Consider the following 22,773-nt stretch of genomic DNA (forward strand, 5'->3'; position numbering starts at 1 on the left):
TTTAAAGTTAGGTTTTTCGTGTCGGAATATAAATTAGATCCATTCAATGCATTAGAAGCAAAAACAGAAGCGCAAAAGTTGTCTTTCGCTCCAATTGTTTTTCACACTGCTCGTACACTTCGTGATTTAGGTATCTTGAAAGCGTTAGATGACGCGGGTAATGATGGTTTACCTGCAGAGACTCTTTCGGAAATAACGGGCGTATCTGAGTACGGCGTAAAAGTTCTGCTTGATATGGCGTTAAGTGCTCATATTGTTACTTGGGACAAACCTAACTATAAAATGGCCAACCTTGGTTTTTACCTTCTGCACGATGGTATGACCAACGCAAACATGGATTTCACAGCCGATGTTTGTTACGCCGCGATGATGCATCTAACTGAAGCAATTGAAGAAGGTACACCTGCGGGTTTGAAAGAGCTGGGTGGCTGGGAAACTATTTACCAAGGCTTGTCTCAATTGCCAGAAAAAGCAAAAGAGAGCTGGTTCAAGTTTGATCACTTCTATTCAGATCGTTCTTTCCCTATTTTGCTTGAGAAAGTCTTCAGTAAGAAACCTAAATCGCTGGTGGATATTGGCGGTAACACCGGTAAGTGGGCGATGCAGTGCTGCAACCATGATGCTGACGTTGAGGTCACGATTGTTGATTTGCCACAGCAACTAGAAATGGCAATGGCAAACGCGACACAACATGGCCATCGAGACCGAGTGACTCCATTCCCAGCCAACATGCTCGACAAACAGCAAGCCCTGCCAACGGGTGCCGATGTGTGGTGGATGAGCCAGTTCCTTGATTGCTTCTCGCCAATGGAGATTCTGAGCATATTAAAGCGTGTTCGCTCTCATATGTCAGAAGAGGCGACGGTCTATATCCTTGAACTGTTTTGGGATGCACAGAAATACGATGCGGCTTCTTATAGCTTAAACGCGACCTCTCTTTACTTCACTTGCTTGGCCAATGGCAACAGCCGCTTTTACCGCAGTGAAGATTTCCTAGAGATCGTTGAAGAAGCTGGCTTTGAAGTGGTGACCCGTACCGACGATATCGGCCTTGGTCATACGCTTCTTGAATTGAAAGCTGGCGCGCAATAAAAAATAATAAACATGGCTTAAATTAATGAAAAAACTGTCAACTCAAGTAGTGATCATCGGAGCTGGGCCATCAGGGTCTATTGCCGCGTCTTTGCTTCACAAAAAAGGCATCGATGTACGAGTGATTGAAAAGAGCCTTTTCCCGCGCTTTTCTATTGGTGAAAGTTTGTTACCGGCTTGCATGGAAGTGATTGAACAAGCTGGCATGAGCGAAGCGGTGGCTGACGCTAACTTCCAATTTAAAGATGGTGCCGCTTTTCGTAAAAATGGCGTGTACACCGCGTTTAATTTTGAAGATAAGTTCTCTGCTGGGCCGGGAACCACGTTTCAGGTTCAACGAGGCGCCTTTGATAAGGTGTTAGCAGACACTGCCGAGGCGCAAGGTGTTGCCATTGACTATCAACATGAGTTGATGGGCATTAACTTCACTGAAGACAGCACCATTTTAGACGTACAAGTGCTTGATGGAGAGCGCTATCAGCTAGAAGCTCAATACGTGCTGGATGGCAGTGGCTTTGGTCGCGTGCTACCGAAGATGCTTGATTTGGAAGAGCCATCATCGCTTCCTCCACGTAAAGCTATTTTTACGCATATTAACGATCATATTTCAGAGGTTGATACCGACCTTGAATATGATCGAAACAAAATTCTGATCTCGGTGCACCCGACCAATCCTGACGTTTGGTATTGGTTGATCCCGTTTAGTAACGGAGTGTCTTCGTTTGGTGTAGTCGGGGAGCCTAAGTTCTTTGAATCATACCCAGAAGACAAGATTGCCGCGATTAAGCAACTGGCAACAGAAGAGCCGGGTTTGGCTGAGATACTGGCAAATGCAGAGTATCCAAACCCTGCGGGCGAAGTTGGTGGTTATTCTGCCAACGTAAAACACCTTGCAACAGACAAGTACGCACTATTGGGCAATGCCGGTGAGTTCCTTGATCCTGTGTTTTCATCAGGCGTGACAATTGCGATGAAGTCGGCTCAGTTTGCGGTTGAGTGCGTGGAAAAACAGCTTAATGGTGAGAAGGTTGATTGGGACCGTGATTATGCGGATCCGCTGATGGTTGGGGTAAACACCTTTAGAACGTATGTTGAAGGCTGGTACGCAGGTACCTTGCAGGATGTGATTTTCTATCAAGACCCCAATCCGAAGATTAAGCAGATGGTGTGCTCAATTTTGGCTGGCTACGCATGGGATCAAACCAATCCTTATGTGAAAGAGTCGAAGCGTCGATTGACGACACTGGCAGAGATATGCCGAAGCTAGGTGGTCGATTTAGGGTGTAGCCACATGATGAAGCACCACGATGTATAGCTATAAATAAAAACAGCCGCAATGCGGCTGTTTCTGTATCTGCTTAATATGGGAAGCTGATTCTTAGCTTACTCGCTTTACTGAAGTTGATACTACTTCAGGTCGATGCTGTTCAGTCGTCCCATAAAGATAAGCAGTTCAATCACATCTTTGTGAGCTTCAAGCAGCGCTCGTTTGGTTTGGCTGTAGGCCGCGAGTCGACCGTGTTTGCGTATAGAGCATACTTTGGTTCTGTATTTGTATTCACCACTTTCAGAGAATACGCGCCACTTAGCGATGTAGCATTCATCTCGATGTTCGGGATCTGTCTGAGTCGGGTTTGGTTTGAATACTATTTTAGGTTCTAAACTGTGCGGTAAACGCGTCATCAGATAGGGCTCTCTAAGGACTTTTGGCCAAAACTTTCCCCAGAGCTTTCTGCCAAGCTCATCTCTTAACTTGATGGTTTTCTTTAGTGCTTTGTCTTCACCCATACGAACAAAACCGACAGAACGATGTAACACCGTATCTTCGGGAGTATGGATGTGGATTTTAAAAGCGGTTTGGCCTTTCGATATAAATCGATAACCGGTCGCACCAATTAGATTATTCTGGCTCATAGTTTGCTAAATGATGATTATGTTATTAATAAGGTTACGACAAATACGTTAAAACCGAAACTAATCATCATGAAAAAAATAAAGCCTTAACAAAAGTGCTAAGGCTTTATTAGAAACTATGAAGTGAGCTTGTCGCTAACTACATGATTTTCTGCATTACATCACCAATTTGAATGCTTCCAGCAAGGCTAGGTTGATCAATCGTGAGTTCAGCTTCGTTCTCATAAACGCGAGAAACGGTCAGTGTGATATCGCTTTGAGAGACCTTATTACGTGGCAAGCCTCGTTGGTCGATAAACGAACCGGTGTGCCACAGTTGCAGTTTGTCACCTTGTTGAACGCCATGCATTCGACCTAAATCAATGGTCACAGTGTTACCAAATACTGCAGCCACCTCTGGAAGCGTGATTTTACATGATACTTCTGATTCCAAGTCCAACATAATATTGCGGCTGACGCGAAGCATCATACTGCCGTAGGTTGATGCCCAGAAACGAGCACTGCGCGTATCAACCTCACTGGTCTTAGCAAAAGGCCATTTTGCCACTTCACGATAGCTACGGTTATAAACCTGATGACCTGTTTTGCCATCGAAGACTTGCATTTCTAAGGCAAACTGGCGGTTTATAATGTCGTCTTTTAGAAGCTTGGATTCAATGGTCGCAGTTAAATCGGTGATATCACCGCCGATAATGTACTGTGCTCCCGTGTCTTGTGCGATCATTTTGATCACTTCCGGTCGACGCTTGTCGATATCGTAATTGGTTGTACCAACAGAAACAAAGCTACGAGATTCTTGGGCCAGTTGTCGGTCAACGACATGGCTAAAATCATCACCAATATTATAGATTCTGCCCATTACAGCTTGTTGTGGGGAAGTCACATCAATGTTGCCGACCAAAAATGTTTTCTTATATTGGCTCTCATGGCAAGCATTTGCCGAAGGGTAGATGTCGATCCTTGCAGTGATCATTATATTGCCACTGCGTTTCTTCTCTTTTTCTACCAAGATGTAGCGCACTTCATGATTGGTAAATTGAAACTCTTTCTTCTTCGCGTCGAGGTAGGGCGTTAGGTTAGCAATGCTACCAATGTCAGCACCAGAGAACTGGATCGCTTTATATACCGCGTCTTCCAGCGCATGGACTCTTGCGGCTTCCTCTGACGATACGATGGTTGCTGTACCGGTAACTTCATACCAAGAGGCATGAGCACTGAAGCTTATGGTTATCAGTGAACTTATTGAAAATAAGTAAGAAATTATTTTTTTCATCTATTCGTTACCAGTTGGGTATAAATATTGCTTAACAAATAACTATAAGCTTGAAGCTGACTTAAGTGCGTTTTTCTTAATCTGAACCATTAATGAAAAGCAAAGACTGTTCCAACATTGTAATCCATTGAAAAGAATAATGGTGAGAACATATTGGAATAGGTAGCACTAAACATATCTGGAGATTAGAGAATGAAAAAATGGCTCGTAGTAATGAGTGTCATGTTACTGACATCATGCGCTTATTCGCCGATCTATAACGGCAAGTCTGAATATTCAGGCAGTCAGTTTATGTTGATGGACAGCCCTCGTCATACCATGGACTTTTTCGTGGAAAGTATGACTGAAGATTTGATCATTTCGAATACGAGTATTTCAGCAAGAACTCCAATTGCGATAACTTCGTTTGTTGACCTGCAACACATGGACACAACAAACTGGCTAGGAAACTCGGTATCAGAAGGCTTCATTCATCAGTTTCAGCGTCGTGGCTTCAAGGTGGTTGATTTTAAAACAACCGGTTCTATTCAAGTGACTCACCAAGGTGATTTTGCATTAAGCCGTGATTGGAAAGACTTAGCTCAAGAGCAAGATGTCCAGTACGTGCTGACAGGCACTATGCTTCGCCAAGAGGGCGGTGTGTTAGTAAATGCTCGTGTTGTTGGCATGCAAACTCGTATTGTGGTTGCTTCCGCGCAAGGCTTTTTGCCAGCGGATCGTATTGGTCGAGATCTAGATACTCTGAACAGCATTCGAACTCAAGATGGTGTCATTATTCGTTCTGATCCAACGATGACTCAGCCTTACACCGTTATTCTTCGCCCCTAGGAGTTCGAAATGAAGAAGTTAATATTTGTTATTGCCGCTTTACTGCTTGTCGGCTGTCAGCCTCTGCAAAACATGAGGCCAGGCGATTACTTAGTTGCCGTTGGTTACGCGAGTATCAGTGAGCAAAAGGGACGTAACGACGAGGAAAGGCGCATTCGTGCGATGAGAGCTTCCAAGATCGATGCTTATCGTGAACTTGCTGAACAAGTGTATGGTATGAGAGTGAGCGGCCGAGCAGAGCTTGAAGATCAACGCCTTGGCACTGAACGTACTTCTGGTGCAGTTGATGGCGTAATCCGTGGCGCAGAAGTAGTGCGCAGCTACCCAGTGGGTGATAGCTATGTAACAGAGCTCCAATTAGATATCCGTAAGATGGAAGAGCTACGTAATTACGGTGAAGTTCAGGCAGTGCCTGAGAAGAGACAACAAACGTTGTTCTAGTTTTAGGAGCATCCAGTTATAGTTTACCTAATTATATTGGCTGCCACTCGCTTTCCAGATGGCGTATCGGCAACCAATAACGGTTATGACTAAGAAAGCGGCAAGTATGAAAATACTTGCCGCTTTTTTGTGTTTATCGTTTATTAGGGGCATTTACAGGTTTAGAGAGACTTTGACGGTGTAGCGAGAAGGGTATGCTGAGATACAGATACAGATACAGATACAAGCAAGAAGGGTGTTGTGCGAAGAAGATTAGCCCAATTAGGCTTTTACATTGGTTCCCAGCGTAGAAATCGTATGCGTTTGGCCACCGGCATTGTAAGTCATACCAATTTTACCATGGCTTTGCTGCATCATATTGCTGAGTTTTTTGAAACTGAGGTGTGCTCGATTCAAGGCTTCGCCATTGACTAGGTTCGCTTGGTGGCAGTCGTGCACTATGGACTTGATGGTTGCGACTAACTGAGCAAGTTCAGGGTTCTCGGTCAATTCTGAGATATTGGTATGGGTAGCAATTCGTTGATCGGTTGATCTTAGCTGTTCAACAAGGACCACTTTTTCTTTGGCGATTCGCTCAATATCGTTTGATTGTCGGCTCGTAATAGCGGTTTTCTCTGAACTTAGTAATTCAGATAAGGCTTTGGCATTTTGAAGTTGAAAATTAACTAAATCTGCTAGTGCCGCCATAACGTAAACCTATTCATAACCTCGTGTACTTTAAGACAATAACTTCAATGAAAAGTTAGTGTTTTCTTAAAGGCCTTTTAATTCATCTTCGAACTTGATCATGTTGTCAGCCAGTTTTTCTGGATCGACAGTGTATGAACCATTCGCAATCGCTTCTTTGATCGCAGCAACTTTTACAGAGTCAAAGCTTGGTTGTGCAGCCATGTCTTGATGGAGCTGACCAATCGCTTTGCCTTGTTGGCTTAGTGAAACCGCGTCTTTGCTTGCTGGTGATTTAGTTGACACATCAGAACGTGATGCCTCAGAGCTAGAATCAGAGCGTACTGCTGGTCGGTTAGTGGTCGTTAGGGTTTGCCCTGAACGAATATTATCAATGCCTGCCATAGTTAAGCCTTTTTCTTCAAAAATGGGAACCTGTACAGTCAATATCGACCAAGGGTTCGAATACTTTAGCAATTTTTAGCTCAATAGTCGAAAAGGGACAAAACACCACAGTCGTTACATTTTGGCGTTAAAGTTGAGAGCAAAATAACTAACGATACCGTCAATTTAGAAGTAAAGAGTTAAAAGTAAACCGTGACTTCAGACATGCTGGTAACAATACCTTCAATTATACGCTGTGATTTATCATTTTTCACTCTTACTTGATCACCCATTGAGCCATCCGTAAGCGCAGTCCCTTTGGTGGTAATGGTCATGCCACCTTTTACTGCCTGTATGATAACCTTCTCGTTTCGGCATACGACACAGATATCGCCTCTTTCGACAACATCGCCTGGCCTCAGGTTTTTTTTCACCTTAGCGCCGATCACTTGTTGGGGAGCGGTGAAACCTTGACGACGAAACTTGTTAAGCGAAATCATAGCGGTGGTGACATCGTATTGACCAACGATTTCGCCTCTTGCTAGTGAGCGTGTTGTTGTGACTAGTGGTACTGACATTGAAAGGCGTACCGGCACGTAAACTCGCCACTCATCAGGAACACATTGCACTAAAACCGTAATGCTACTGCGGGTATTGCTGGTGGTTGAGGCGCTGGTATCTAGAGGAATAGGGCAATCTGTTGCTTTGATTCTAGAGTCCACATTTGCTGAGTTAACAAAGAGTTCGCCGCCTTGTGGCTGCTCAACTGTCTCTAGGATGTGTTGTTCCGCCGCAGATTGAATCATTTCAATTTGCTCTGGAGTCGCAGCTTGTACAAAAAAACTAAACAATATTGATAAAATGCCGATAAACTTAGCGACAGTTTTAAAAGTAGCTCTACACATTGCTATGGAAAAAAGCGGCAGATTTGTTTTATGATATATCATTCCGTTTCTCTAGTGGTTCGTAGCCTGCAGTAGACTAACACTTTTTATACAAAAAAGTTTGATATGGAGATGAGCTCATGACGGGTATTCTTGATTCGGTGAATCAGCGTACGCAACTCGTCGGTCAAAACCGATTAGAATTACTAACCTTTCGCCTAATGGGGCGTCAGCGTTACGGCATTAATGTTTTTAAAGTAAAAGAAGTACTTCAGTGCCCTAAACTGACAAAAATGCCAAACTTGAACCCACTAGTTAAAGGTGTAGCACACATTCGTGGCCAAACGATCTCTGTAATCGATTTGAGCTTAGCGATTGGTGGCCGTCCTACAACGGATGTTGAAAAGTGTTTTGTGGTTATTTCTGAGTTTAACCGAACCATTCAAGGTTTCTTGGTCAGTTCAGTAGAACGCATTATTAACATGCACTGGGAGTCGATTCTTCCGCCGCCAGATGGTGCAGGCAAAGCCCACTACCTGACTGCAGTCACCAACATTGATAATGAGCTGGTAGAAATTCTTGATGTAGAAAAAATTCTAGCGGAGATTTCACCTGTTGATGAAACAATGGACAGCAAAATTGCTGAAGAGATCGCAGAAGTAGAACAAGGTAAAGAATTGGTTCGTCGTATCTTGATTGCTGATGATTCAACCGTTGCTCGTAAGCAGGTTCAGCGTGCGATTGAGTCGATTGGTTTTGAAGTTATTTCAGTGAAAGATGGTAAAGAAGCCTATGAGAAGCTGGTGGAGATGTCATCAGAAGGCAGTATTTACGATCAGATTTCATTGGTGATTTCAGATATCGAAATGCCAGAAATGGATGGCTATACGCTGACTGCTGAGATTCGTCGTCACGCCGAACTTAAAGATCTATACGTAATTTTACACTCATCATTGAGTGGTGTATTTAACCAAGCCATGGTTGAGCGTGTAGGAGCTAACTCCTTTATCGCGAAGTTCAACCCCGATGAGCTTGGTGCAGCGGTAAAAGCTGCGTTAACTAACTAAAAGAGACATTAATGACTGCTATAACAATAAGTGATCAAGAGTATCGCGATTTCAGCCGTTTCTTAGAATCTCAATGTGGCATTGTATTAGGTGACAGCAAACAGTACTTAGTGCGCAGCCGTCTAAGCCCATTAGTAACGAAGTTTAAGTTAGCTTCGTTGTCTGATTTGTTGAGAGATGTAGTAACAGGTCGAAACCGTGAGCTGCGCGTGGCTGCAGTCGATGCCATGACGACGAACGAGACACTTTGGTTCCGTGATACTTACCCGTTTGCTGTGCTTGCGGATAAACTTCTACCGGAAATAGCGGCAAATAAACGTCCTATTAAGATTTGGTCTGCGGCAAGCTCTTCAGGCCAAGAAGCATACTCAATGGCAATGACGATTCTTGAGACTCAAGCTCGTAAGCCAGGTATGTTGCCAAATGTATCGATTACCGCAACTGACATCTCAGCAAGTATGTTGGATATGTGCCGCACTGGCGCGTACGACAACCTTGCATTGGGACGTGGACTTTCTCCTGAGCGTCGTCGTACTTTCTTTGAAGATGCGGGCGATGGCCGTATGAAAGTGAAAGATAACGTTAAGCGCATGGTGAATTTCCGCCCTCAGAACCTGATGGACAGCTATGCATTGTTAGGTAAGTTCGACATCATCTTTTGTCGTAACGTGCTGATTTACTTCTCACCTGATATGAAATCAAAGGTACTTAACCAGATGGCAAACAGCCTGAATCCTGGTGGTTACCTATTATTGGGTGCGTCTGAATCGTTAACAGGCCTAACGGATCGTTTTGAAATGGTTCGCTGTAATCCAGGCATCATCTACAAATTAAAGTAATGAGTGGCACCAGTACTAGGTGCAACGTTACTGCCTAATTCCAAAACCCAGCCAAGTGCTGGGTTTTCTTTTTCCGGCTGAAGCTATATCTTTAAGTCAGAGTGACATTCCAATTTACTCTACTTTTTGGCTTGTATATTGCAAGTTTACCCACGAGTAACCTGTAAAAGTATTGATAGCCCGCTTTGTTTTAAAAGTTGGTATATATATTGCTTTGGTTATCTCATGACAGTCAGTTCTTGAGTTGAGGTTTACATGGCTATTTCTTTTGACAATGCTTTAGGCATTCACCAGCACACAGTTGGTGTACGTGAACGTAACGCTGAGGTGCTTTCCACTAATATCGCGCAAGCAAACACGCCTGGGTATAAAGCAAAAGGATTAGACTTTAAGAAATCGCTGCAAGCGGCAAGTTCTGGGGCAAGCATTGGTCTTAGCCGTACAGATGGTCGGCACATTTCTGCCTCAACAACGGTGAACGGGGAAACGAAGTATCGAATTCCTACCCAACCTGATACAGGAGATGGCAACACGGTTGATTTGGATTTGGAAAGAAACCTTTTCATGCAAAACCAAATTAGGCATCAAGCCTCTCTCGACTTCCTAGGAAGTAAGTTCAAGAATTTAACTAAAGCGATTAAAGGGGAATAATTAGATGAGTTTATTCAATGTATTCAATGTGACTGGTTCTGCGATGAGTGCTGAATCTGTTCGTCTAAATACGACCTCGAGCAACCTTGCGAATGCGGACAGTGTAAGTAGTTCTGCTGAAGAAACTTACAAGGCTCGCCACGCAGTGTTTGGCGCTGAGTTAAATAAAGCACGTAACAGTGGTCACACTGTGCCTGTGAAAGTATTAGGTATTGTGGAAAGCGATAAGCCGCTGAGCGCGGAGTACAACCCAGATCACCCATTAGCGAATGACGAAGGCTATATCTACAAGCCTAACGTGAACGTTATGGAAGAAATGGCCAACATGATTTCGGCATCACGCGCGTACCAAACAAACGTGCAGGTTGCTGACTCGAGTAAACAAATGCTGCTGCGTACGCTGCAGATGGGTCAATAAGGATAAGGAGGTAGCAAATGGCTGGAATCAACAACAATGTTGGTCAAAGCGGCTTGTCCTATGTTGACCAGCTGAAGAGTCTTCAAGATGGTACTAAGAAGCCCGACGAAACAACAGGTAAGCAGGATCTTAAACAAGAAGACTTCTTATCTTTGTTGACTAAGCAATTAGCCCAACAAGACCCTTTTAAGCCGGTTAGCAATGACCAGATGATTGCGCAAATGGCTTCATTTGCGACCGTAGATGGCATTGGCAAAATGAATACACAGTTTGAAAGCTTGAATTCATCAATGACTTCTAACCAAGCATTACAGGCATCTTCTTTGGTTGGCCGCGATGTATTGGTTCCTGGTGCGGCAGGTGTGAAACCTGGTGATGGCGGTATGGCGTCCATGGTTAAGCTTCCTCAGGCAATGGACAATGTAATCGTCCGTGTTGAGAACGAAGTTGGACAATTGGTTCGCACTTTTGATATCGGCTCTAAACCATCAGGCGACACACGTGTTGAATGGGACGGAAAAGACGAAGACGGTAACCCATTGCCGGCTGGTAAATACAACGTGAAAGCGTCGGGTTTACTGGATGGCGAGAACACAGAGTTCCAAGTTTCCAGTTATGCGAACGTGAACAGTGTGCTTCTTGGTAAGGGCGATGGCAACGTACTACTCAATCTGGCTGGTTTCACATCGCCAGTACGACTTGCTGAAGTACTAGAAGTTGGTAAAGCGTAACGCTTTAAAAGAGTGATTATGCTAGCTAGAGAGATTAGGAGAATATTGGAATGTCATATGTAGCTTTAAGCGGTCTATCCGCTGCACAACTAGACCTGAATACAACCAGTAACAACATTGCGAACGCAAACACATTCGGCTTTAAAGAGTCACGTGCGGAGTTTGGCGATGTTTACTCAAGTTCGTTATTCACTAACGCAAAAACGACGGCAGGTGGCGGTGCGCAAGCTAGCCAAGTGGCGCAACAGTTCCATGAAGGTTCAAGTATTTATACGAACAACCCAATGGACTTACGTGTAAGTGGTACAGGTTTCTTTGCAGTATCGAAAGACCGTATGGTACCGGAGATCAATGAACTAACGCGTAATGGTGCATTTCACCTAAACAAAGACAACTACATGGTTACCGCTAACGATGAGTTTCTTTTAGGTTACGATGTTGATCCAAACTCGGGTGAAGTTCTTTCTTACGCGCCAAAGCCTCTCGACATTCCTGCTGAGTTTGGTAAGCCAAAACAGACAGAAAACATTGAAGTAGGAGTTAACCTTCCTGCAAACGGTGATCTTAAAGACCCGGCTGCATTTAACTTCAAAGATGCTGATACTTATAACCGTGCAACGTCTTCGACGGTATACGATTCTATGGGTCAGTCTTACAAGTTAACGACTTACTACCTCAAAGATCAGACTCAACCAAACACTTGGCAGACGTACTACACCATGTCAGATGAGAACGGTGAAAAGCCGGTCAACATTACTGGTGGTGATGCGACCAATGCACAAGGTCATGTTGGTCACACAATGAAGTTCAATAATGACGGTACGTTGGCGAGCCTTAACAATGGCCAGCCAATTAACTCTGAGGCACTAGGTGCTGGAGCGAACCCAATTGATTTGAACGGTGCAGATCCAACGCAGGTGCTTAAGTTTGGTCTAGATTCATCAACTCAGTTTGCCGCTCCATTTGAACTGACTAAGTTCGATGAAGATGGCGCGACAACAGGTTTCTTAACTAAAATCGATTTCGATGAGTACGGTAGTGTTTTAGGTACTTACTCAAATGGTGAAAACGTGATGCTTGGCCGTGTAGGCTTGGTTCGTGTACCCAATGAGCAAGGCCTAGATAAGAAAGGCGGCACTCAGTGGGATTCTACTAATGACTCAGGTTCTAAAATCTGGGGTGAATCGAACAAAGGTTCATTTGGTAGCATCAACAACGGCTCGCTAGAGCAGTCGAACATCGATATGACTCAAGAACTGGTTGATTTGATTTCTGCTCAACGTAACTTCCAAGCGAACTCTCGTTCTCTAGAAGTACACAACCAACTGCAACAGAATATTCTTCAGATTCGTTAATCGTTTCGAGCGTTTGAATCATCTGCGAATACCCAATTCAATGTTATTGAATTGGGTATTGTTGCTGAATTTGATATGGCTGTTTACTTTTCTATTTGCCGCCCCTATTGCCGCCCGGTAATGCCACTGGCAACAATTCTTCCTCAATGATCCTTTTGTGATCCCTCTTCTTCGTTGTTTTCTATTTAAATTATTGATAAATAACAGTTAAAAATACTGGCACAGTGTTTGCTTTGTTAGCCCCAGAAGATGATTTTTTGGAGCAAAATTATGGATCGCGCACTGTTTCTTGCCATGAGTGGCGCTAAGCAAAATATGCAAGCTTTGCAGCTACGTGCTAACAACCTTGCCAACGTAAGTACAACGGGTTTCCGTGCTGATTTAGCACAAGCACGTTCAATGCAAGCGTACGGTGAAGGCATGCCTACTCGTGTTTTCAGCATGACAGAACGTCCGGGTCATAATTTCGCACAAGGTAGTGTGGTCACCACTGGCCGAGATCTTGATGTCACTATTCAAGGTGATGGTTGGATTTCAGTGATGGATAACACAGGCCGTGAAGGTTTAACGCGTAATGGTAATCTAAAGGTTGACCAAAACGGTTTGTTAACCAACGCAAGCGGTCACTTGGTGTTAGGTGAGAATGACGCGCCAATCACGCTCCCAATCCCGGTCAGCAAAGTAGAAATTGGTACAGATGGTACGATTTCGGTGATTCCTCAAGGCGCTCCAGCTGAAGAATTAGCGATTGTTGACCGTATTAAACTTGTACGCCCAGACAACCAAAGTTTGTTTAAAGATACGAATGGTCTATTCCGTTCGAAAAACCCAGATCAGGCATACGAAGCAGATGCAGCGGTAACGTTGCTTAAAGGTGCTATCGAAGGCAGTAACGTAAATGCTGTAGGTGAAATGACCAGCCTAATTGACTTACAACGTCAGTTTGAAATGCAGGTCAAGATGATGAGCACGGCAGAGGAAATGGACAAATCGTCTGATTCACTGCTTCGTATGAGCTAATAGAATTTAAAGGAATTTGCTATGCATCCAGCATTATGGGTAAGTAAAACAGGTTTAGATGCACAACAAACCAATATCTCAACGATTTCGAACAACCTTGCCAACGCCTCGACCATTGGTTTTAAAAAGAGCCGTGCGGTATTTGAAGATCTGTTCTATCAGAATATCAACCAGCCAGGTGGCCAATCGTCTCAAAATACTGAGCTGCCAAGTGGCTTGATGTTAGGTGCAGGTTCAAAAGTAGTCGCAACTCAAAAAGTGCACACTCACGGTAACGCGCAAACGACGTCGAACAGCTTAGATATGATGATTGAAGGCGACGGCTTCTTCCAAGTTGAAATGCCAGACGGTGAAACAGGTTACAGCCGAAATGGTCAGTTCACTCTGAACGGTGACGGCGCGATCGTTACATCAGGTCAAGGTTATGCTCTGCAACCAGAAATCGTGATTCCTGAAGATGCGATTTCGGTAACTGTTGGTAACGACGGTGAAGTATCAGTACGCCTACGTGGTGAGCAAAACAACGTCGTGGTTGGCCAAATCACCATCACTGACTTCGTAAACCCAGGTGGTTTAGAGCCTGTAGGTCAAAACCTTTACTTACCAACCGGTGCTAGTGGCGACCCGCAAGAGGGTGTTCCTGGCTTTGATGGCTTAGGTAATATTCGTCAGTCGATGCTAGAAACATCGAACGTCAACGTAACCGAAGAGCTGGTTAATATGATTGAAGCTCAACGTGTTTATGAAATGAACTCGAAAGTTATCTCGTCGGTAGACAAGATGATGAGCTTTGTTAACCAACAGCTGTAATTGGTTTATTTGCCGTTTACTTTTTTAATTAATAGATCTGTTTTTGCTAATTGATCCATTTACCACTGCCTGCTGAGAGTATATCGCCATGAAACGTATTTTTTGTTTAGCTCTGTTTATGTCTATGACGGGTTGTGCTGTACTGGATCCGATCGAGACTCCAGCAGAAGAAAACGCAACCACAGTAGTTGATGCAGTGGAAGGTGATAAGTCGGCTCAAGAGAGCTCAGGCATTATTGATACACTTCGTGGTCGAACCGATCCAGTTGCTGGTGACCCAGCATGGGCGCCAATCAATCCAAAAGAAAAACCAGAACACTACGCAGCAGCAACGGGCTCACTGTTCAATGTTAATCACATTGGCAGCATGTATGACGACTCAAAACCTCGTGGCATTGGAGACATCATTACCGTGGCGTTAGACGAGAATACTCGAGCGACCAAGAAAGCCAACGCAGACATGTCTAAGTCGAACGATGCATCGATGGAGCCGCTGGCAGTTGGTGGTCAAGAGCTGACTATCGACAAGTACAACTTTTCTTATGATCTGAGCAACACCAACACCTTTGCGGGTGACGCGTCAGCCAACCAAAGTAACAGCATCAGCGGCTACATTACCGTTGAAGTTATCGAAGTATTAGCCAATGGTAACCTAGTGGTTCGTGGTGAAAAGTGGATGACACTGAATACGGGTGATGAGTATATCCGCCTAAGTGGTACTATCCGCCCTGACGATATAGATTTTGAAAATACCATCGCTTCAAACCGTGTTTCTAACGCACGAATTCAGTACTCAGGGACTGGAGTGCAAAAAGATATGCAAGAGCCTGGATTCTTGGCACGATTCTTTAATGTATCACTGTAGAGCTTGAGAGGGTGTCGAGATACTGACAACCTCTATCACGCAGCCATATTTAGCTAAGCTATTATAAATTAAAGCAATACAGACAGGTTACTCAATGAAAAAACTAACACTCGTACTATTCGGCATGCTATTTCTTGCCACCAGTGCCCATGCTGCGCGTATCAAAGACGTGGCAAAAGTGGCGGGTGTTCGTAGTAACCAACTTGTCGGTTATGGTTTGGTGACTGGTTTGCCGGGTACAGGTGAGACAACTCCCTTTACCGATCAAACGTTTAACGCGATGCTGCAAAATTTTGGCATTCAATTGCCGCCCGGCACTAAGCCAAAAACCAAAAACGTAGCGGCAGTAATTGTTACCGCTGAGCTTCCTGCGTTCTCTAAGCAAGGTCAGGAAGTTGACGTAACAGTGTCTTCTATCGGTTCAGCAAAAAGCCTTCGTGGTGGTACCTTGCTACAGACCTTCCTGAAAGGTCTAGATGGTCAAGTGTATGCGGTCGCACAAGGTAACTTGGTAGTAAGTGGCTTTAGTGCACAAGGTAACGACGGTTCTAAGATTGTCGGTAACAACCCTAACGTCGGTATCATCTCTAGCGGTGCGACGGTTGAACAAGAAATCCCAACTCCATTTGGCCGTGGTGACTACATCACTTTCAACCTAATCCAATCCGATTTTACAACGGCTCAGCGTTTGGCTGACGCGGTTAATAATTTCCTAGGCCCACAAATGGCTTCAGCGGTCGACGCGACTTCAGTCAAAGTTCGTGCGCCACGTGAAATCAGCCAACGTGTGGCTTTCTTATCTGCCATTGAAAATATCGAATTCGACCCTGCAGAGGGTTCTGCAAAAATCATTGTTAATTCTCGTACCGGTACCATTGTTGTTGGTAAGCACGTGCGCCTAAAAGCGGCAGCGGTAACGCACGGTGGTATGACTGTCGCAATTAAAGAAAACCTCAACGTGAGCCAACCGAATGCATTTTCTGGTGGTCAAACGGTCGTCGTTCCTGATTCTGATATCGAAGTCACCGAAGCCGATGGCAAGATGTTCAAGTTTGAACCGGGTCTAACGCTGGATGATTTGGTTCGAGCAGTCAACGAAGTGGGCGCAGCGCCTTCTGATTTAATGGCAATCCTTCAAGCACTGAAACAAGCGGGTGCAATTGAAGGTCAATTGATCATTATCTAAGGGGTAAAGCATGATTAAGAATAACAATGACATCGGCTTTATCCACGACATCGGCAGCCTAGACCGCCTTCGTCAACAAGCGGTAAACGGTGAAGAAGGCAGCGAGAAAGAAGCATTAACCGCTGCGGCAAAACAGTTTGAATCGATTTTTACTTCGATGTTGTTTAAGTCGATGCGTGATGCGAACTCTAGTTTTAAGTCGGATATGCTGAACAGCCAGAACGAGCAGTTTTATCGTCAGATGCAAGATGACCAAATGGCGAGTGAGTTAAGCGCTTCAGGTTCATTAGGCCTTGCGGACATGATTGTAGCTCAGTTAAGCGCTGGTCAAGCAAGCGACGCGACAGAAGATAAGGTTCGTACTGAAGGTTTTGATACCTCACTGGAAAGGCCTCAGTATTCAGGTCGTTCAGAAGAGAAAGTATCTCAAGTTCAATCTGCTATGTCAGCAACAGCCCTATCAGCAGCAAAACAACCAGCATCTTTCGATTCTCCAGAATCTTTTGTTACCTCAATGAAGCCTTACGCTGAAAAAGCGGCGAGCGCGCTCGGTGTTGATTCGTCACTGCTATTGGCACAAGCGGCACTTGAAACAGGTTGGGGCTCTAAGATGATTAAGAATTCTCTAGGCAACAGCAACAACTTATTCAACATTAAAGCCGATAGAAGCTGGAAGGGTGATAAGGTCGCGACTCAAACGCTTGAGTTCCATGGCAAAACAGCCGTTAAAGAGTCAGCATCTTTCCGTTCTTACTCTAATTTCGAAGATAGCTTTAATGATTACGTGAAGTTCTTGAATGAAAATCCAAGATACGAAACGGCGCTACAGCATCAAGGCAATTCAGAGAATTTCATCAAAGGTATTCATCAGGCTGGTTACGCAACTGACCCTAACTATGCAGACAAGGTTTTACGAGTTAAAGCCAAGATCGATGAGATGAACTAGCGTCATAAATCAACATAGAGAGCTTGCTAATGGCAGGCTCTTTTCTTATAAGCCCTTCCGAACTTGCCACTCCTTTTTATAGCTATCTCCTTACACTTCAATAAATTATTGTATTTTAACTCTCCACTATTTGTATTGGCACATATATTGCTATTTATCTTAGTAATATGCGGTTGTAGTTAATCAGTTCATTCTGGTTTTGTTAAGTTTTTTGGGGGCATTATGGCGTCGGATCTTCTGAATGTAGGGGCACAAAGTGTTCTTACGGCTCAGAGACAGCTCAACACCACAGGTCATAACATTTCTAACGCCAACACAGAGGGCTATAGCCGCCAGTCTGTGATTCAAGGTGTGAATGACCCGCGCCAGTACGGTGGGCAATCCTACGGTATGGGTGTGCATGTGGAAAATGTTCGCCGCTCTTGGGATCAGTTTGCCGTCAAAGAACTTAACTTATCGACAACTAATGCCGCCAACAAAGGCGATACCGAAGCCAATCTCGATATGCTGTCGAGCATGTTGTCGTCGGTCGCTTCAAAGAAGATTCCAGAAAACCTCAACGAATGGTTTGATTCCGTTAAGACTCTCGCCGATACCCCAAATGATGTGGGTGCGCGTAAGGTCGTGTTAGAGAAAGCAGGGCTTGTAACTAAAACCTTGAATGAATTTCATGAAACGGTACGTCAACAGTCTGATTCTACGAATAAAAAATTAGAAGTCGGCATTGAACGAGTAAACCAAATTGCGGTAGAGATTCGTGACGTTCAGCGTCTGATGATGCGAACTCCTGGGCCTCACAATGATTTACGAGATCAGCACGAAAAGCTGATCAATGAGCTATCTGGCTACACCAAAGTGACGGTAACGCCGCGCTCTAATGCGGAAGGATTTAACGTCCATATTGGTAATGGTCATACCTTGGTTTCTGGTAGCGAAGCAAGTCAACTGAAGCTAGTTGACGGTTTACCTGATACGCATCAGCGTCGACTGGCGATTGTTGAAGGTAAGTCTCTGAAGCCGATTACCAGTAATGATATCGATGGGAAAATCGGTGCCATGCTCGATATGCGAGACGAACACATTCCTGACATCATGGATGAGCTTGGGCGTTTAGCGACGGCTTTCTCGGAGAAAGTAAACTCACTTCAATCACAAGGTTTGGATCTCAATGGCAACGTTGGCCAAGATATTTTCACCGATGTGAACTCTGAGCGGGTGGCGAAATCACGCGTGACGGCTGGCAGCCAGTCAAAGGCTGATGTTGCCGTTTATATTGATGACACCTCTGCCTTAAAAGGCGGCGAGTATGGTCTTAAGTATGATGGCAGTGATTATGTCGTGACCAAGCCTGACGGTGAAATGGTAAAAGTCAGCACTAATGCAGCAGGCAATGCTTTTTATCTAGATGGGATGCGAGTCGAAGTTCGAAACCCGCCTGAATTGGGTGAGAAGCTGTTACTGCGTCCAACGCGTAACTTTGCTGCTCAGATTCAGATGGAAACCAAAGACCCTAGAGATATTGCCGCACAAAGTTATGAGGCATCGACTACGTTCGCGAAAGGCTCGGCGGGGTTCAAGATCCTAGCGGCCGGTCAATTGCGTGAGTTTGAAGTGATTGTTTCACCAAAAGGTGAGCAGTTTGCCGTGACTGACCCGAAAGGCAATATTTTAATGCAGCCGCAGCCGTACCCACCTGAAGGGCCGGTTACGATTAATGGCACGACTTTCGAGTTGACCGCTGGCGCTGTGGCAAACGATAAATTTACGGCAAACCTTGTCCCATCAGAGGGTGACAACGGTAACTTGCGTAAGCTGCAAGATCTCCAAACCGGTAAGATCTTGAATGATGGTGAGTCTACGATTTTAGACCTTTACCACAACTTGAATACCAACACGGGCCTGAAAGCGTCGACGGCAAATCGGTTAAGCGACATTGCCACCTTAGAAAAGGAATCCGCTCAGGAACGTATTGCTTCAGTGTCGGGGGTTAACCTCGATGAAGAAGCGGCAAATATGATGAAATTTCAGCAAGCGTATATGGCTTCTTCACGCATCATGCAAGCAGCCAATGATACGTTCAATACTATTTTGGCTCTGAGGTAGGAAGTATAAATGTTGAATCGTATTTCTAGCTTCCACAATTACCAATCTGTTCAGAACGACTTGCGCCGTCAAGAGAACAAGATACATCACAACCAAGCACAACTTGCTTCAGGTAAGAAGTTGCAGTCGCCGAGTGATGATCCTCTTGCGACCCATTATTTACAGAATATTGGTCAGCAATCAGAGCAGCTAAAGCAATATAGTGACGCAATCGTCTTGGTTCGTAATCGATTGGAGCATCACGAGGTATTGGTCTCCAACACCGAGGGTTTTGCTGATGAAGCAAAACGAACCGTGATGGAAATGATTAACGGTGCGCTTTCTCCAGAGGACCGCTTAGCGAAGAAACGCGAGATCCAAGAGCTATCGAATAACTTTCTGCATCTAGCTAACTCTCAAGATGAGTCGGGCAATTACACGTTTGCGGGTACTAAGCCGAAGAATCAACCCTTCTTTAGAGATAACCAAGGTAATGTCAGCTATCAGGGCGATGACTATCAGCGAAAGATGCGTGTAGCGAGTAGCTTCGAGATGGCGATGAATGATCCGGGCAGCAAGTTATTTATGGAAATAGATAACCCGTTTGGTGATTACGAACCTCAATACGAGCTTGAACCTGCTTCTGAATTACTTTTGGAACGTGCGACGAACTCAGCTGAAGATGGGTCAACGTATAAAGTGACGTTCGTTGATATGCAGACAGGAAATTATGCTTATCAACTTGAAAAAGATGGCGCAGTGGTGGCCGCGGAAGACTTTGATCCTTCGACTGGCATTGTCTATGAAGGTTTGAATATCCAAATCAAAGGCCAAATCACTAAAGGTGATTCGATCACCTTAGAACCACGAGAGACTTTCTCTATCTTTGATACGTTCAAAGAGGCGGCTGAGCAGGCTGAAAACCCGGTATCGGATGCATCAGCAACAGCGAAATTGCACCAAGTAACCGAAGAGTTCCACGCTGCGTTTATCCATTTGACCAAGGCGAGAACCGATGTTGGTGCGCGTTTAAGTACGCTAGATATTCAAGAGCAACAGCATGAAGATTTTAAGTTGTCTTTAGCCAAAGCAAAAAGCAACTTTGAAGACTTGGATTACTCGAAAGCCATCATTGAGTTCAATGAAAACTCACGAGCATTGCAAGCTTCTCAACAAGCGTTTGGTAAAACCAAAGACCTGACCTTGTTTAACTATATTTAATGATCAATCGGTATTTAGTGGTGAACTAACACTCACCATTGAAGTTAGATTCTTTGCCATATGTGCTATGCCGTATGAGCGAATCACTTCAACCTTTGCCGGTTTTTTATACAGGATGTCATCTGTTTGAAAATAGCGGCAAAAAGCGGCAATGGGTCAACGAAGGTACTTTTTGTTCCCCAAGCTAGTTAAACCAAATCGAGTTAAGTTTTAATTTAAGTGATTGATTTTATATATATTAAAAATTAATCGAAACAGTATTAAACTTGGCATATAACTTGTATCTGTGTTGGTCATAAAATGATTTATACAGATCTTAAACCCTGCATAGGGTTTAGCGAGTAATACACGGTCAGTGCTTATCCATATGAGAGTAAAGCTGGCCGCTTCGCAGAAAGTTTGCGAACTCATAAGGAGAGCAAAATGGCTATTAATGTAAGCACTAACGTTTCTGCTATGACAGCACAGCGTTACCTGAATAAAGCGTCTAATGACTTAGCGACCTCTATGGAGCGTTTGTCATCAGGGCATAAAATCAACAGCGCGAAAGACGATGCAGCCGGTCTGCAAATCTCTAACCGTTTAACAGCGCAATCACGTGGTTTAGACGTGGCAATGCGTAATGCCAATGATGGTATTTCAATTGCACAAACCGCTGAAGGCGCGATGAACGAATCAACCAACGTACTACAACGTATGCGTGATCTAGCGATTCAATCATCAAACGGTACGAACTCGGCAGCGGAACGTACCGCGCTTAATGAAGAGTCTTCGGCACTTCAAGATGAGCTAAACCGTATCGCGGAAACGACCTCGTTTGGTGGCCGTCGTCTGTTGAATGGTTCATTTGGTGAAGCATCTTTCCAGATAGGTTCTAGCTCTGGCGAAGCGATGATTATGGGACTCACGAGTGTTCGAGCTGATGATTTCCGTATGGGCGGCACTACGTTCGATTCTGAAAATGGTAAAGATAAAAGCTGGGAAGTGCCGCCAACGGCGAGCGACCTTAAGCTTGAATTCAGAACCAAAGCAGGTGAAGACATCGTTTTAGATATCAATACCAAAGCGGGTGATGATATCGAAGAGCTTGCTACTTACATTAATGGTCAATCTGATCTTGTGAACGCATCGGTTACCGATGATGGTCGCATTCAACTATTTGTTGCTGAACCTGACCTTGAAGGTGCAATGTCGATCTCTGGTGGCCTAGCATCTGAGCTAGGTATTAAGAGTGAAGGCCGTGCAACATCGGTTCAAGATATCAGCTTGACTAGCGTTGCAGGTTCACAAAACGCAATCAGCGTAATTGATTCTGCAATGAAGTACGTAGATTCACAGCGTGCTGATTTGGGTGCTAAACAGAACCGTCTAAGCCACAGTATTAATAACTTGGCAAACGTTCAAGAGAACGTAGACGCTTCTAACAGCCGAATCAAAGATACGGACTTTGCGAAAGAGACGACGCAAATGACCAAATCACAAATTCTGCAACAAGCAGGTACTTCGATACTTGCTCAAGCAAAACAGTTGCCTAACTCTGCAATGACACTATTGCAATAGTTATTGGTTGAACTTGCTGCTCGTGTTCAGACGTGAGCCATGCAGCAAGGGAAACTGGCAAGCATACTTACTATGAGTGTTTAGCTCTCTCATCTCTCACCTGCTATTCATTTTTACGGTAAGAATGCAACGGCGCGTCAGAAATGTGTTCATTTCTCGATGATCTCCACACAGACTCTGACCTGCCAACTAGCCCCGGTTCTCTCAAAGGAAAAGGGGCTTTTTCCTTTCTGTTATTTATTTCTCTGTTTCCTATCTTTCTTATTTTCTACCTTTTTGTTTTCCTGTCTTTTGCGTTTCCCACTGGTTTCTAACTTTAGATTTCTGATCCTTAAGTTTTCATTCAACCCATTTTCTTCGTTACAAATGTTCTGCTTGGCTAGATGAATTGCACAATCTTTATGCCCATCAATGATCTTTGGTGATTGATCATTTCTGAGCTTTGACTAATTTGAACGACAGTTAGCGTGTTTTTTGAACAAGTCAGGATCTTTAGCCCATTAAATCCAATAGCTGTTTTAGAAAAGTGAGAAATCTAAA

Annotated in this window: 23 protein-coding genes; 18 read left to right on the forward strand and 5 right to left on the reverse strand. The window is 44.3% G+C overall.

What is annotated here, in order from left to right; genetic code table 11:
* Positions 1-18 precede the first annotated feature (18 nt).
* Positions 19-1,092, forward strand: a complete 1,074-nt coding sequence (locus DUN60_RS02450; RefSeq protein WP_054548146.1) for a methyltransferase — start codon at positions 19-21, stop codon at positions 1,090-1,092.
* A gap of 25 nt (positions 1,093-1,117) precedes the next feature.
* Positions 1,118-2,359, forward strand: a complete 1,242-nt coding sequence (locus tag DUN60_RS02455) for an NAD(P)/FAD-dependent oxidoreductase (RefSeq protein ID WP_114633097.1) — start codon at positions 1,118-1,120, stop codon at positions 2,357-2,359.
* Positions 2,360-2,499: 140 nt separating this feature from the next.
* Here the strand turns inward: DUN60_RS02455 and DUN60_RS02460 are convergent, their stop codons facing one another.
* Together DUN60_RS02460 and DUN60_RS02465 are read right to left on the reverse strand one after the other, a co-directional pair.
* A complete protein-coding gene (locus DUN60_RS02460; RefSeq protein WP_017084506.1) occupies positions 2,500-3,006 on the reverse strand; it encodes a hypothetical protein in 507 nt (168 codons plus the stop codon).
* A gap of 139 nt (positions 3,007-3,145) precedes the next feature.
* The gene (locus DUN60_RS02465) at positions 3,146-4,279 is read right to left on the reverse strand and encodes a flagellar assembly protein FlgT (protein WP_017076832.1); all 1,134 of its coding nucleotides are present in this window, start codon (positions 4,277-4,279) and stop codon (positions 3,146-3,148) included.
* 192 nt (positions 4,280-4,471) lie between these two features.
* Here DUN60_RS02465 and DUN60_RS02470 point away from each other — a divergent pair, with 192 nt between their 5' ends.
* Both DUN60_RS02470 and flgP read left to right on the forward strand, forming a co-directional pair.
* Positions 4,472-5,107: a FlgO family outer membrane protein gene (locus DUN60_RS02470; RefSeq protein WP_004736167.1), complete on the forward strand. Its 636-nt coding sequence runs from the start codon at positions 4,472-4,474 to the stop codon at positions 5,105-5,107.
* Between the two features lie 9 nt (positions 5,108-5,116).
* The gene (gene flgP / locus DUN60_RS02475) at positions 5,117-5,548 is read left to right on the forward strand and encodes a flagellar assembly lipoprotein FlgP (RefSeq protein WP_114633098.1); all 432 of its coding nucleotides are present in this window, start codon (positions 5,117-5,119) and stop codon (positions 5,546-5,548) included.
* Positions 5,549-5,809: 261 nt separating this feature from the next.
* Here flgP and DUN60_RS02480 read toward each other — a convergent pair whose 3' ends face one another.
* The 3 genes from DUN60_RS02480 to flgA form a co-directional block, all read right to left on the reverse strand.
* Positions 5,810-6,235, reverse strand: a complete 426-nt coding sequence (locus DUN60_RS02480) for a flagella synthesis protein FlgN (protein WP_004736170.1) — start codon at positions 6,233-6,235, stop codon at positions 5,810-5,812.
* A 66-nt stretch (positions 6,236-6,301) separates the two neighbouring features.
* On the reverse strand, positions 6,302-6,619 hold the full coding sequence (flgM, locus tag DUN60_RS02485) for a flagellar biosynthesis anti-sigma factor FlgM (protein ID WP_032546011.1): 318 nt from the start codon (positions 6,617-6,619) through the stop codon (positions 6,302-6,304).
* 179 nt (positions 6,620-6,798) lie between these two features.
* A complete protein-coding gene (gene flgA / locus DUN60_RS02490; RefSeq protein WP_017085300.1) occupies positions 6,799-7,545 on the reverse strand; it encodes a flagellar basal body P-ring formation chaperone FlgA in 747 nt (248 codons plus the stop codon).
* Between the two features lie 77 nt (positions 7,546-7,622).
* Between flgA and DUN60_RS02495 the strand changes: the two genes are divergently transcribed.
* The 14 genes from DUN60_RS02495 (at position 7,623) to DUN60_RS02560 (ending at position 22,233) form a co-directional block, all read left to right on the forward strand.
* Positions 7,623-8,549: a chemotaxis protein CheV gene (locus tag DUN60_RS02495; protein ID WP_004736173.1), complete on the forward strand. Its 927-nt coding sequence runs from the start codon at positions 7,623-7,625 to the stop codon at positions 8,547-8,549.
* 11 nt (positions 8,550-8,560) lie between these two features.
* Positions 8,561-9,388, forward strand: coding sequence for a protein-glutamate O-methyltransferase (locus tag DUN60_RS02500; RefSeq protein ID WP_004736174.1), 828 nt, complete (start codon positions 8,561-8,563; stop codon positions 9,386-9,388).
* Between the two features lie 255 nt (positions 9,389-9,643).
* Positions 9,644-10,039: a flagellar basal body rod protein FlgB gene (flgB, locus tag DUN60_RS02505; protein ID WP_004736175.1), complete on the forward strand. Its 396-nt coding sequence runs from the start codon at positions 9,644-9,646 to the stop codon at positions 10,037-10,039.
* 4 nt (positions 10,040-10,043) lie between these two features.
* Complete coding sequence (flgC, locus tag DUN60_RS02510; protein ID WP_114633099.1) at positions 10,044-10,457, forward strand: flagellar basal body rod protein FlgC; 414 nt, start codon at positions 10,044-10,046, stop codon at positions 10,455-10,457.
* Between the two features lie 17 nt (positions 10,458-10,474).
* Positions 10,475-11,188: a flagellar hook assembly protein FlgD gene (gene flgD, locus DUN60_RS02515; protein ID WP_102560234.1), complete on the forward strand. Its 714-nt coding sequence runs from the start codon at positions 10,475-10,477 to the stop codon at positions 11,186-11,188.
* Positions 11,189-11,238: 50 nt separating this feature from the next.
* Entirely contained in the window at positions 11,239-12,543 is a 1,305-nt protein-coding gene (flgE, locus tag DUN60_RS02520) for a flagellar hook protein FlgE (protein WP_017076830.1), read from the forward strand.
* A gap of 270 nt (positions 12,544-12,813) precedes the next feature.
* Positions 12,814-13,563: a flagellar basal-body rod protein FlgF gene (gene flgF / locus DUN60_RS02525; protein WP_017095944.1), complete on the forward strand. Its 750-nt coding sequence runs from the start codon at positions 12,814-12,816 to the stop codon at positions 13,561-13,563.
* A 21-nt stretch (positions 13,564-13,584) separates the two neighbouring features.
* Entirely contained in the window at positions 13,585-14,373 is a 789-nt protein-coding gene (gene flgG, locus DUN60_RS02530) for a flagellar basal-body rod protein FlgG (RefSeq protein WP_004736180.1), read from the forward strand.
* An 88-nt stretch (positions 14,374-14,461) separates the two neighbouring features.
* Positions 14,462-15,238: a flagellar basal body L-ring protein FlgH gene (gene flgH, locus DUN60_RS02535; RefSeq protein ID WP_114633100.1), complete on the forward strand. Its 777-nt coding sequence runs from the start codon at positions 14,462-14,464 to the stop codon at positions 15,236-15,238.
* 94 nt (positions 15,239-15,332) lie between these two features.
* On the forward strand, positions 15,333-16,424 hold the full coding sequence (locus tag DUN60_RS02540) for a flagellar basal body P-ring protein FlgI (RefSeq protein WP_017106350.1): 1,092 nt from the start codon (positions 15,333-15,335) through the stop codon (positions 16,422-16,424).
* Between the two features lie 10 nt (positions 16,425-16,434).
* On the forward strand, positions 16,435-17,370 hold the full coding sequence (gene flgJ, locus DUN60_RS02545; protein ID WP_114633101.1) for a flagellar assembly peptidoglycan hydrolase FlgJ: 936 nt from the start codon (positions 16,435-16,437) through the stop codon (positions 17,368-17,370).
* Between the two features lie 222 nt (positions 17,371-17,592).
* Positions 17,593-19,473: a flagellar hook-associated protein FlgK gene (gene flgK / locus DUN60_RS02550; protein WP_114633102.1), complete on the forward strand. Its 1,881-nt coding sequence runs from the start codon at positions 17,593-17,595 to the stop codon at positions 19,471-19,473.
* A gap of 9 nt (positions 19,474-19,482) precedes the next feature.
* Positions 19,483-20,673, forward strand: coding sequence for a flagellar hook-associated protein FlgL (flgL, locus tag DUN60_RS02555; RefSeq protein WP_004736186.1), 1,191 nt, complete (start codon positions 19,483-19,485; stop codon positions 20,671-20,673).
* Between the two features lie 423 nt (positions 20,674-21,096).
* Positions 21,097-22,233 (forward strand): flagellin, encoded by a 1,137-nt coding sequence (locus DUN60_RS02560; protein ID WP_114633103.1) that lies wholly within the window; start codon positions 21,097-21,099, stop codon positions 22,231-22,233.
* Positions 22,234-22,773: the final 540 nt, after the last annotated feature.

This window comes from Vibrio splendidus, assembly GCF_003345295.1.
GTDB classification, from domain to species: domain Bacteria; phylum Pseudomonadota; class Gammaproteobacteria; order Enterobacterales; family Vibrionaceae; genus Vibrio; species Vibrio splendidus_K.